Origin of the sequence: Kitasatospora sp. DSM 101779, assembly GCF_025655475.1 — a bacterium.
Taxonomy (GTDB): Bacteria; Actinomycetota; Actinomycetes; order Streptomycetales; family Streptomycetaceae; genus Kitasatospora.
On record NZ_JAHTIK010000001.1, the window covers coordinates 3,835,917 to 3,846,908 of the forward strand.

Sequence of the window (10,992 nt, forward strand, 5' to 3'; positions counted from 1 at the left end):
TTGCACCGGCTGCAATCGGAACGGGACGAATCCGGACAGTCCGCCTGCACGTTCAGACGGTGACCACCTGCACGCCGGCCTCCGTGAACGCCCGTGTCAGCTCCTGGTCGGCGCCGGAGTCGGTGACCAGGGTGTCGATCCCGTCCAGGCCGCAGATCCGGGCGAAGGCGCGGCGGCCCAGCTTGGAGGAGTCGGCGGCGACCACGACCCGGCGGGCGCGCTCGGCGAGCAGCCGGTTCACCCCGGCCTCGCCCTCGTGGTGGGCGGTCGCACCGTGCTCGACGTCGATCGCGTCGACGCCCAGCACCGTGACGTCCAGGGCGAGTTCGGCGAGCATCAGGCCGGCCAGCGGGCCGATCAGCTCGTAGGACTGCGGGCGGGCGACGCCGCCGGTGACCACGATCTTCACCTGCGGGCGGACGGTCAGCTCGTTGGCGATGTTGAGGGCGTTGGTGACCACGGTGAGGCCCTGCCCGGCGCCGCCCTCCAAGGACTCGGTGAGCTCGGGCCGGACGGCGAGCGCCCGGGCGACCTCGGTGGTGGTGGTGCCGCCGTTGAGGCCGACCACCTCGCCGGGGGCGACCAGGCCCGCGACCGCGGCGCCGATCCGCTGCTTGGCGTCGGCGTGCCGGGCGGTCTTGTAGCGCAGCGGCAGGTCGTAGGAGACGTGGTGGGCGACGGCGCCGCCACGGGTGCGGGTGACCATCTGCTGGCGGGCCAGCTGGTCGAGGTCGCGGCGGATGGTCGCGGCGGAGACCTGGAGGGCCTCGGCGGCCTCCTCGACCTCCAGCCGCCCGTGCTCGGCCAGCAGTTCCAGCAGTGCGTTCCACCGCTCGTACCTGGACACCGTGCGCCGCCCTCCCGACCGGATCCGACCGCTGCGCGCACCTGCGCGAAGCCTGCACAGCTTTGCACACCGGCGGCGGCGCGCCGGGTCGACGGCCGGTTTCCGACCCCGAACCGCGCGCACCGTTGCGCATTGCTGCGCGAAAGAGCTATAAATCAATCATCTTCACGCAGTTCCGTCCGTTCCGGTGCATCAGCCCGAGGAGCCGCTCCATGCCCCAGCCATCCCTCACCGCCGAGGAGCTGGCCACCCAGCCCGCCGACTGGCGCACGGCGGCGACCCTGGCCGCCGAGTCGTCCGCCGCCCTGCCGCAGCGCGGGGAGCGGGTGGCCGTGGTCGGCTGCGGAACGTCCTGGTTCATGGCCCAGGCCTACGCCGCACTGCGGGAGGCCGGCGGCCACGGCGAGACGGACGCCTTCGCCGCCTCCGAGTTCCCGCACGCCCGCAGCTACGACCGGGTGCTGGCGATCACCCGCTCCGGCACCACCACCGAGGTGCTGGACCTGCTGCGACAGGCGAAGGCGCCGACCACCGCGGTCACCGCGGACACCTCGCAGCCGGTCACCGCGCTCGCCGGGTCCGTCGTCGACCTCGGCTTCGCGGACGAGCGCTCCGTGGTGCAGACCCGCTTCGCGACCACGGCGCTGGCGCTGCTCCGGGCCCACCTGGAGACCGAGGACGCGCTGCCGCCCGGGGTCCGCACGGTGGCCCGCGCCGCCGAGGACGCGCACGCCGTGATCGAGGACGCGCTGCCGCCCGGGCTGGTCGGGTGCGAGCAGTTCTCCTTCCTCGGCACCGGCTGGACGGCGGGCCTGGCCCAGGAGGCTGCGCTCAAGATGCGCGAGGCCTCGCTCTCCTGGACGGAGGCCTACCCGGCGATGGAGTACCGGCACGGGCCGATCAGCATCGCCGCACCCGGCCGCGCGGTGGTCGCCTTCGGCGCCCTGCCGGAGGGCCTGGCCGCCCAGGTCGGCGCCACCGGCGCGCTGCTGCTGGCCGGCTCCGGACCGGACGGCGTCGACCCGATGGCCGACCTCGTCCGGGTGCAGCGCCTCGCCCTGGCGGTCGCCGCGGCCCGCGGGCTGGATCCCGACCGGCCGAGGAACCTGACCCGGTCGGTGGTACTGGCCCCGGACGGGGCATGAGAAGGGTGGCGGGCCGGGAAGGAGCAAACCTCTCAGCTGCGGCGCAATGGCGACAAACGTCACCGTCATGGACCAGACCAATCACGCAACTGGACTAGACCTCTCGGACCGGCTCAAGGGAGACTGTCCCCCGTGAAGCACGTCATCGCACTCGATGTGGGCGGCACCGGCATGAAAGCCGCGCTGCTCGCCCAGGACGGCTCAGTGCTGCTCGAAGCACGGAGGCCGACCGGGCGGGAGCACGGCACGGACGCCGTCGTCACCGCCATCCTCGACTTCGCCGCCGAACTGGCGGACGAGGGCCGCACCCGTCTCGGGAGCGCTCCCGTCGCCGCCGGAGTCGCGGTGCCGGGGACGATCGACGAGAAGAACGGGATCGCGGTCTTCTCCGCCAACCTCGGCTGGCGCGACCTGCCGCTGCGCAAGCTCCTCGGCGAGCGCCTCGGCGGCCTGCCGGTCGCCCTCGGCCACGACGTCCGCACCGGCGGGCTGGCCGAGGGACGGATCGGCGCCGGCCGCGGCGTGAACCGCTTCCTGTTCGTCGCGCTGGGCACCGGCATCGCCGGCGCCATCGGCATCGACGGCCGGATCGAGGCGGGCGCGCACGGCTACGGCGGCGAGATCGGCCACGTGGTGGTCCGCCCCGGCGGACCGGCCTGCGGCTGCGGCGCCCGCGGCTGCCTGGAGACCCTGGCCTCGGCCTCCGCGGTCTCCCGGGCCTGGGCCGACGCCTGCGGCGACCCGGACGCGGACGCGGCGGCCTGCGCGGCCGCGGTCGAGGCCGGCGACCCGCGCGCGGCGGAGGTCTGGCGGACGGCCGTGGACGCCCTCGCGGACGGCATCGTGCTGGCGCAGAGCCTGCTCGACCCGTCCACGGTGATCGTCGGCGGCGGGCTGGCCGAGGCCGGCGACACGCTCTTCACACCGCTGCGTACGGCGGTCTCCGAGCGGCTGACCTTCCAGATGCCCCCCGTGGTCGTCCCGGCCGAGCTCAGAGACACCGCCGCTTCCCTGGGAGCGGGTCTGCTCGCCTGGGACCTGCTCTCCACGGAGGTGACCGCGTGACCGCGGACCGCATTGCCCTGGCTGGCGCCCGACTCGTCCTCCCCGGCGGCGTCGTCGAGAACGGCCGGATCACCGTCGAGGGCCCGCGCATCGCGGCCCTGGGCGGCGAGCCGGACCTCGCCGACGTCGACCTCACCGGGTACACGGTCGTCCCCGGCTTCGTCGACCTGCACGTGCACGGCGGCGGCGGCGCCTCGTACGCCGCCGGCGACGCCGAGCAGGCGCTCGTCGCGGCACGCACCCACCAGGCGCACGGCACCACCACCACGGTCGCCTCGACCGTCACCGGCGAGATCGACGAGGTCTGCCGGCAGGCGGCCGTCCTCTCCGAGCTGGTCGAGGACGGCGTGCTGGCCGGCGTGCACTTCGAGGGCCCGTTCATCTCACCGGGCCGCTGCGGCGCGCACGACCCGGCGCTGCTGCGCGACCCGGACCCGGCGGTCGTGCGCAAGGTGGTGGACGCCGCCCGCGGCACCGCCCGGATGGTCACCCTCGCCCCGGAACTGCCCGGCGGCCTGGAGTCGGTGCGGATGCTCGCCGACCTCGGGGTGATCGCGGCGGTCGGCCACACCGACTCCGACTACGCGAAGACCCTGGAGGCCATCGAGGCCGGCGCGAGCGTCGCCACCCACCTCTTCAACGCGATGCCCGCCATCGGCCACCGCGCCCCCGGCCCGATCGTCGCCCTCCTGGAGGACGAGCGGGTCACCGTCGAGCTGATCAACGACGGCGTCCACCTGCACCCCTCGGTGCTGGACCTCGCCTACGGCACCGCCGGCTCCGGCCGGGTCGCGCTGATCACCGACGCGATGGGCGCGGCCGGCATGGGCGACGGCCTCTACCCGCTCGGGCCGCTGGAGGTCCGGGTGGAGAACGGCGTCGCACGGCTGGTCGAGGGCGGCTCCATCGCCGGCTCCACCCTCACCCTCGACGTGGCGTTCCGGCGCTCCGTCACCGTCAACGGCCTGAGCCTCGGCCAGGCCGTCGAGTCCCTGTCCACCGTTCCGGCCCGGCTGCTCGGCCTGGCGGACTCGGTCGGGTCGCTGGAGGCGGGCAAGTACGCCGACCTCGTCGTCCTCGACTCGCTCACGTACGACCTCGTCGCGGTGATGCGCCGCGGCGAGTGGATCACCGGCGCGGACCGCCTCGCCAGGACCGTCTCCGCGGTCTGATCCCCCGTCCCACCGGGGGTGAGTGGCGGCACTGCGTCCCGTCACTCATCCCCTGGGGGACACCCATGCCCATTGCCACCACCGCCGACCTGCTCGCCCAGGCGGCGGCCGAACGCCGCGGCCTGCCCGCCTTCAACGTGATCACCCTGGAGCACGCCGAGGCCGTCGCCTCCGGCGCCGAACGGGCCGGTACCGCCGCGGTGCTGCAGATCAGTCAGAACGCCGTCCGCCACCACGGAGGCCGGGTGCTGCCGCTGGCCCGCGCCTGCGCGGAGATCGCCGCCGCCGCGAAGGTGCCGCTCTCGCTCCACCTCGACCACGTCGAGGACCTCGACCTGCTGCACGCCGCACCCGCGGCCGGCTTCTCCTCCGCGATGTACGACGCCTCCCGGCTCCCGCACGACGACAACGTCAAGTCGACCGCGCAGGCCGCCTCCTGGGCGCACCGGCACGGGCTGCACCTGGAGGCCGAGCTCGGCCGGATCGGCGGCAAGGAGGGCGAGCCGCCGCTCTCCCCGCACGACCCGGGCGCCCGGACCGACCCGGCGGAGGCCGCCCGCTACGTGGAGGACACCGGGGTGGACGCGCTGGCCGTCGCGGTCGGCAGCTCGCACGCCATGACCACCCGGACCGCCGCCCTGGACCACGTACTGATCGGCCGCCTCGCCGCGGCCGTCCCCGTGCCGCTGGTGCTGCACGGCAGCTCCGGGGTGCCCGACGGCGAACTGTCCGCGGGAATCGCCGCCGGCCTGGTGAAGATCAACATCGGCACGGCGCTCAACCTCGCCTTCACCGGGGCGGTGCGCGAGCACCTCGCCGGGGACGACCGGGTCACCGACCCGCGCCGCTACCTCGCCGACGGGCGCGCGGCGGCGGCCGCCGCGGTCGCCCGCCTCGCCGCCGTCGTCAGCTCTTCGGGTAGTCGCTGACCGACATGTCGGTCAGCGCGACCTGGTCGAGCAGGATGCTGCCGCTGCCGGCCGGGAGGGTCACCGTCAGGGTGTTCGTCCCGGCCACCAGCTGCGGCCATATGTTCGTGCTGTACCAGGCGCGGTCCGCGTCCGAGTTGCCCTTCGAGTAGTTCTTGAAGGTCACTCCGCCGGGGTGGTCCTTGCCGTTGACGGTGACCTGCGCGGGCGTGTCCGCGCCGGTGTTGTTGAAGTGCAGCCAGAACTTGGTCTGACCGGCCTGCTGCGCGACCACCGTCCAGGTCACCGTCGACCCGCCCTGCAGCGTCAGGTAGCTGCCGTCGGCGGAGATCGCGCCCTTCACGCTGCTCGCCGCCGGGGCGTTCTGGGCCTGCAGCTTGGACGCGTCGGCGACCGGCTTGGTGTCCGCCGTCGGGCTCGCCGACGCCGTGGGCGAGGCCGGCGCGCCGGTCGAGGCCGGCGCGGAGGCCCCGGTCGGGTTCGGCGCGGCCTTGTCCTTCTTGCCCGGGTCGCCGGTGGAGAGCGCGATGCCCACACCGACCGCAACCGCGGCGATCACCGCCACCGCGCCGACCACCGCGCCCTTGCCGCGGCCCGAGCCCTGCCGCTCCTCGCCCGGCTGCGGGCGGGAATGCTCGGCGTACCGGCTCTGCTGCGGCGGCAGCGGCGTGGTCTGCGAGGACTGGCCGTACGGCTGCTGCGGCGGGTAGGGCTGCTGCGGCCGTGCGGCGGCCTGCTGGCCGTACTGCGCGCGGCCGACCTCCATCGGGCGGCTGTACGAGCTGCGCGGCTGGGCGGGCGCGGCGGAGCCGTCGGCCGGGCGGTAGAGGTAGGCGAAGGGGTCGTCGTCGCCCGCGCCCTCGGGCGCGCCGTTGCTGCCGTCCGTGGTCACGGTGCTCACTCCCCGGGCAGATGATGGACGCTCGTACCAGCGGCACCCTACCTGCAGGGGCCGACCGCGGGGAAAGCCGATCAACGCCCCGGCTACCCGGCTCGACGGTGGGAACGCTCCCCCCGCGTTCCCCTCACCGAACCTCCACGCGCCCGCTTCTCGTCGTACATCCGCTCGTCGGCGGCGTGCAGCACCTCTTCGATCGACATGCCGCAACCCGCCCAGCCGATGCCGAGGCTGACGCCGACCCGCATCGCCCGGTTGTCGATCCGCATCGGCGGGATGATCGCGTTCCGCAGCCGGCCGGCGAGGTCCTTCGCCTCCTCGCGGCCGATGCCGTCGGCGAGCACGACGAACTCGTCGCCGCCGAGCCGGGCGACGGTGTCGCCCTCGCGGACGGCCTGCTGCAGTCGGCGGGCCACCTCGATCAGCACCGCGTCGCCCGCGTTGTGGCCGAACCGGTCGTTGATGGACTTGAAGCCGTCCAGGTCGCAGAAGAGCACCGCCAGGCCCTTGTCCGGCGCACCCGCCGCCCGGTGCGCCCCGGCCCCGTGCCCGCCGCTCCAGGGCTCCGGGCCGTCCGGCTGCTCCGCGGGCACGACGGTGTGCACGTGGGCCGGGTCGTGGTCGAAGCGGCTGAGCACCTCGCCCGCGGCGAAGGCCTCCAGGTCGCGGTCGAAGGCCGGGTCGGAGGTGCCGTAGCCGTGCGCCAGCGCGGTCGGGCCGCCCGGGCCGTCGAAGGCGGTGTGCGCACTGTAGGAGAACTCGGGGTGGGCGAAGGCCGGACCGTGCTCGGCGGCCGCGGCGGGCGGCAGGCCGCACAGCCGCCGGCCGAGCCGGGTGCGCAGCTCGGAACCGTTCGGCAGGCCGGTCAGCGCGTCGTGGCTGGCCCGGTGCGCCAGCTGCAGCTCGTGGCGCTTGCGGTCCTCGATGTCCTCGACGTGGGTGAGCAGGAAGCTCGGACCCTCACCGGCGTCCGCCACCACCGAGTTGCGCAGGCAGACCCACTGGTAGCCGCCGTCCCGGCGGGAGAGCCGCAGCTCGGCCCGGCCGCCCTCGGCGCTGGTGCGCTGCAGCAGGGCGAGGTCCTCCGGGTGGACGAGGTCGGCGAAGCTCTGCCGGCGCAGCGTCGCCCGGGGGCGGCCGAGCAGCCGGCACAACGCGTCGTTGACCCGGGTGAGCTGGCCCCGGGCGGCGCCGTGCAGCTCGGTGATGGCCATGCCGCTGGGCGCGTACTCGAAGGCCTGACGGAAGCTCTCCTCGCTGGCCCGCAGCGCCTGCTGCTCCTTCTCCAGGCGCGCGAGCGCGCGCTGCATCTCGGCGCGCAGCCGGGCGTTGCCGATTGCGATGGAGGCCTGCAGGGAGAACATCTCCAGGGCCTCGCGGGTCCATGCCCCGGGCCGTTTGCCGCTGCGCGGCCGGTCGACCGAGAGCACCCCGAGCAGGTCGCCGCCGGCGCTGTACATCGGCGCGAACAGGAAGTCGCGGGGGTGCCAGTCGTTGGCGTAGACCGGCAGCGGGCCGTCGCCCGTCCAGGTCGGCACGTCGGTGCCGATCGCCCAGCCGCGGTCGTACGGCAGGAAGCGCAGCGTGCCCCAGTGGTCGCTGACGCTGAGCATGCGGTCCCAGGACTCGCGCGAGCCGACCTGGCCGAGCAGCACCGCCGGGCCGGCCACCCCGCTCTCCTCGACCTCCCAGACCGCCGCCACCACCAGGTCGCCGTCGGGCCGGACGAGGCTCACCGCGGCCGCGTCGAACCCGAGCCCGTGCACGGCGCCCTCCACCACGGCCTGCAGGGTGCCGGCCAGGCTGCGGGCAGCGTTGAGGTCCGCCACGACCCGGTGCAAGGTGCGGAGGGTCGCGAGGCGGACGTAGGGCTCCGACTCGGCTTCCATGCGGGGGCTCCCCGGCTGCTTCGGATTGGCGGTGATGGTTATCGTCCGATTGCCAGAAGAACTGAATCACAGCGAGCACAGCGATAGGCACGCTCGGTCAGCAATAGGCCATCACTTGTGACTCAAATCACACCATCTGCCCGTGCCCACTCCGCTTCGAGCAGCCGCAAACCGCCACGAACCCGGACATCGGACCACGTCAGGACCGCCCGCACCGGCCCGCAGTCCTACGACCAGGGCCCGATTCCGCTCTGCGCGGGCGCGGACTACCGTGCGGTACGTGCACACCTCCTCGCAACCCTCGCCCATCCGTACGGCCGGCCCCGACGAGTTCCGGGCCGCCCTCTCGCAGCTCGCCTCGGGCGTCGCCCTGGTGACCGCCAACGACCCCGAGGACGGCGAGGACGCGGGCATGACGGCGACCTCGTTCCTGTCGGTGTCGCTGGAGCCGCCGCTGGTGCTGATCTCGGTCCGCGAGGACTCCCGGATGGACGACGTGCTCACCCGCGCCGAGACCTGGGCGGTCTCCCTGCTCGCGGAGGAGCAGCGCACCGCCGCCTCCCGGTTCGCCATGAAGGGCCGGCTCAGCGACCGGCTGCTCTTCGCCGACACCCCGCACCGCCGCGGGGAGCACAGCGGCGCCCCGTTGATCGAGGGCGCCCTGGCGACCGTCGAGTGCCGCACCGAGCAGCGGGTGGCCGCGGGCGACCACGTCCTGGTGATCGGCCGGGTGCTGGAGGCCCGGGTGGAGCAGCCCGGCGCCAAGCCGCTGCTGTACTTCCGCGGCGACTACCGCCGGCTCGGCTGACCCGGCGCCGCGGCGGGCCCGACGCGGCGTCAGTCCGCGGGGCGGATCCGGGACCTGCCCTGCTTCAGCTGCGCACGGTGACGCTTGTTCTCCAGCCGGCGCTCGACCATGCCGCGGGTGGGCCGGGTCGCCCGGCGCGCCTTCGGCGGCGGAGCGGTGGCCTCGCCGAGCAGGGCGGCCAGCCGCGCCGCGGCGGTCTCCCGGTTGCGCCACTGCGACCGGTGCTCGGAGGCCCGGACGACCAGCACCCGGCCGTCCACCAGGCGGTGGGCGAGACGCTCCAGGGCGCGCTCCTTCCACACCGGGGGCAGCGCGGCCGACGCCGCCAGGTCGTAGCGCAGCTCGACCTGGGTGTCGGAGGTGTTGACGTGCTGGCCGCCGGGGCCGGAGGAACGCGAGAATCGCCAGACGAGCTCGGCGTCGGGGACGACCACCGACCCCCGTACGCGGATGGGCTCGGACATACGTCCATCATCCCGCCCCACCGGCCCGCGGTCACGCGGTTAACCGCACGGAGGCCAGCACCTGGGGGACAGCGCACCGGGTGCCCCACGCGCCCCGGGGGTGCCTCCCGTTCCTGCGAGAATGAGGCGGTGATCGAGCTCGGGTACTCCCTGTCCAACCGCTTCCCCGACCCGCCGCAGACCGACTACCGGGAGGCCCCCGTGCGGAGCCTGCGGTACGACCTGTTCTGCGGCGACGTCTACCTGGAGGCGGACGGCGAGGCCGTCGAGACCCGGTGGGGCTGGGTGCCGGTGCTGGACTTCGCCTGGGCGCTGTGCGACATCGCCGAGCAACTGGACCGGGACCCGCAGGGCAGCCGCGCCGCCGCCGTGCAGACCGCCGACCTCGACTTCACCCAGAACACCGAATTGCTCCGGTTCGCCCGCCGCTTCGGCTGGGTGGAGATCACCGCGACCTGGCTGCGGGACGCCGAGCCGCTGGTGGTCCGCCACGCGGATCTCCGCCGCGAGGCCCGCGACTTCCTGCAGGACGTCCTCGCCGATCTGACGGACCTGCACGAGGGCCTGGCCGACAATCCGAACATCTGGTCGGTGCAGGGCCGCTTCCCCCGGATCTGACCGGCGCCCCGCCGGCCCCGCGCGCCCGCGGCACGCCGCCGCACGACGGTTCGTACGAGAAATTCGGCCAGGCCTGGAACCATGGCCCCCGCGAGCAGCGTTCTTCCGAACAAAAGCGACCGAAGGGACACACACACCATGCCCGTGAGCCTCTCCAAGGGTGGCAACGTCTCGCTGACCAAGGAGGCCCCCGGCCTGGCCGCCATCACCGTCGGCCTCGGCTGGGACGTCCGCACCACGACCGGTGCGGAGTTCGACCTCGACGCCAGCGCGATCGTGCTGAACAACGACGGCAAGGTGTACTCCGACCGTCACTTCGTCTTCTTCAACAACACCGCCACCCCGGACAACACGGTCGTCCACACCGGTGACAACCGGACGGGCGAGGGTGCCGGCGACGACGAGCAGATCAACGTCAACCTGGCCGCGCTGCCGGCCGACGTCACCCGGATCACCTTCCCGGTCTCGATCTACGACGCGGTCAGCCGCGGCCAGAGCTTCGGCCAGGTCCGCAACGCCTACATCCGCGTCCTCAACCAGGCCGGCGGCGCCGAGATCGCCCGCTACGACCTGTCCGAGGACGCCGCCACCGAGACCGCCATGATCTTCGGCGAGCTCTACCGCAACGGTGCCGAGTGGAAGTTCCGCGCCATCGGCCAGGGCTACGCCTCGGGCCTGGTCGGTATCGCGCAGGACTTCGGCGTCAACGTCTGACGCATCGGCGAACCGCCGGTCCGTCAACCTCCGGCGCGCCACGAACGGGCGATGCCCGGGAATCCCAGTGGGTTCCCGGGCATCGCCCGTTTCCGTGGCGGCGGCCGCCGTCAGGAGCGCCCCGCGCGCAGCTCGGGGAGCTGCAGCATCTCGGTGTCCTCGTGCGGCGTCAGGTCGACCACCTCGGGGCGGCCGTGCTCTGCGCCGGTCTCCGGAGCGGGCTGTGCCGGCGTCTGCTCGGCCGGCAGGGCCTGCTGGGCGGGGGCCGAGTAGCGGACGCTCTCGGCCAGGGCCTCGTCGCCGACCACGTCGGCCAGGTCGCCGACGGCGGGCGCCGGGGCGGCGGCCCGCAGCGCCGCCGCGGTGGCGGGCCGGCCGAAGAAGCTGAATCCGGCCCCGCGGCCGGCCGCCCGGACGCGAGCGGCGGGGACGACGGTGCCCCC

Annotated in this window: 11 protein-coding genes and 1 pseudogene; 7 read left to right on the plus strand and 5 right to left on the minus strand. The window is 74.3% G+C overall.

What is annotated here, in order from left to right:
• Nucleotides 1–52 precede the first annotated feature (52 nt).
• Nucleotides 53–847, minus strand: a complete 795-nt coding sequence (locus tag KSNIM_RS17315) for a DeoR/GlpR family DNA-binding transcription regulator (protein ID WP_263104114.1) — start codon at nucleotides 845–847, stop codon at nucleotides 53–55.
• A 212-nt stretch (nucleotides 848–1,059) separates the two neighbouring features.
• Between KSNIM_RS17315 and KSNIM_RS17320 the strand changes: the two genes are divergently transcribed.
• From KSNIM_RS17320 to KSNIM_RS17335, 4 genes are all read left to right on the plus strand, one after another.
• Nucleotides 1,060–1,992 (plus strand): SIS domain-containing protein, encoded by a 933-nt coding sequence (locus KSNIM_RS17320; protein WP_263104115.1) that lies wholly within the window; start codon nucleotides 1,060–1,062, stop codon nucleotides 1,990–1,992.
• A 132-nt stretch (nucleotides 1,993–2,124) separates the two neighbouring features.
• Nucleotides 2,125–3,057 carry an ROK family protein gene (locus tag KSNIM_RS17325; protein WP_263104116.1) on the plus strand — a complete coding sequence of 311 codons (933 nt, stop codon included), beginning with the start codon at nucleotides 2,125–2,127 and terminating at the stop codon, nucleotides 3,055–3,057.
• Complete coding sequence (nagA, locus tag KSNIM_RS17330; protein ID WP_263104117.1) at nucleotides 3,054–4,229, plus strand: N-acetylglucosamine-6-phosphate deacetylase; 1,176 nt, start codon at nucleotides 3,054–3,056, stop codon at nucleotides 4,227–4,229. Before KSNIM_RS17325 ends, nagA begins: the two co-directional genes overlap by 4 nt.
• 65 nt (nucleotides 4,230–4,294) lie before the next feature.
• Entirely contained in the window at nucleotides 4,295–5,158 is an 864-nt protein-coding gene (locus KSNIM_RS17335; protein WP_263104118.1) for a class II fructose-bisphosphate aldolase, read from the plus strand.
• On the opposite strand, the gene KSNIM_RS17340 is transcribed toward KSNIM_RS17335, so the two are convergent.
• Both KSNIM_RS17340 and KSNIM_RS17345 read right to left on the minus strand, forming a co-directional pair.
• Nucleotides 5,136–6,050 (minus strand): hypothetical protein, encoded by a 915-nt coding sequence (locus KSNIM_RS17340; protein ID WP_263104119.1) that lies wholly within the window; start codon nucleotides 6,048–6,050, stop codon nucleotides 5,136–5,138. The two genes, KSNIM_RS17335 and KSNIM_RS17340, sit on opposite strands and share 23 nt — an antisense overlap.
• Nucleotides 6,051–6,142: 92 nt before the next feature.
• On the minus strand, nucleotides 6,143–7,945 hold the full coding sequence (locus KSNIM_RS17345; RefSeq protein ID WP_263104120.1) for a sensor domain-containing diguanylate cyclase: 1,803 nt from the start codon (nucleotides 7,943–7,945) through the stop codon (nucleotides 6,143–6,145).
• A gap of 280 nt (nucleotides 7,946–8,225) precedes the next feature.
• Here KSNIM_RS17345 and KSNIM_RS17350 point away from each other — a divergent pair, with 280 nt between their 5' ends.
• Nucleotides 8,226–8,753, plus strand: a complete 528-nt coding sequence (locus KSNIM_RS17350) for a flavin reductase family protein (protein WP_263104121.1) — start codon at nucleotides 8,226–8,228, stop codon at nucleotides 8,751–8,753.
• 29 nt (nucleotides 8,754–8,782) lie between these two features.
• Here KSNIM_RS17350 and arfB read toward each other — a convergent pair whose 3' ends face one another.
• A complete protein-coding gene (arfB, locus tag KSNIM_RS17355) occupies nucleotides 8,783–9,217 on the minus strand; it encodes an alternative ribosome rescue aminoacyl-tRNA hydrolase ArfB (protein ID WP_263104122.1) in 435 nt (144 codons plus the stop codon).
• Nucleotides 9,218–9,346: 129 nt separating this feature from the next.
• Here arfB and KSNIM_RS17360 point away from each other — a divergent pair, with 129 nt between their 5' ends.
• Both KSNIM_RS17360 and KSNIM_RS17365 read left to right on the plus strand, forming a co-directional pair.
• Nucleotides 9,347–9,835, plus strand: coding sequence for a hypothetical protein (locus KSNIM_RS17360; protein WP_263104123.1), 489 nt, complete (start codon nucleotides 9,347–9,349; stop codon nucleotides 9,833–9,835).
• Nucleotides 9,836–9,973: 138 nt separating this feature from the next.
• Entirely contained in the window at nucleotides 9,974–10,549 is a 576-nt protein-coding gene (locus KSNIM_RS17365) for a TerD family protein (RefSeq protein WP_030268801.1), read from the plus strand.
• A gap of 110 nt (nucleotides 10,550–10,659) precedes the next feature.
• Here the strand turns inward: KSNIM_RS17365 and KSNIM_RS17370 are convergent.
• Nucleotides 10,660–10,992, minus strand: a pseudogene (locus KSNIM_RS17370) (hypothetical protein); the annotation flags it as partial.

What these genes read in the sequence shown, in the direction of transcription:
- KSNIM_RS17320 (WP_263104115.1), top strand. Translation starts at nt 1,060, where the DNA reads ATGCCCCAGCCATCCCTCACCGCCGAGGAGCTGGCCACCCAGCCCGCC.
- KSNIM_RS17335 (WP_263104118.1), top strand. Translation starts at nt 4,295, where the DNA reads ATGCCCATTGCCACCACCGCCGACCTGCTCGCCCAGGCGGCGGCCGAA.
- KSNIM_RS17345 (WP_263104120.1), bottom strand. Translation starts at nt 7,945, where the DNA reads ATGGAAGCCGAGTCGGAGCCCTACGTCCGCCTCGCGACCCTCCGCACC.
- arfB (WP_263104122.1), bottom strand. Translation starts at nt 9,217, where the DNA reads ATGTCCGAGCCCATCCGCGTACGGGGGTCGGTGGTCGTCCCCGACGCC.
- KSNIM_RS17365 (WP_030268801.1), top strand. Translation starts at nt 9,974, where the DNA reads ATGCCCGTGAGCCTCTCCAAGGGTGGCAACGTCTCGCTGACCAAGGAG.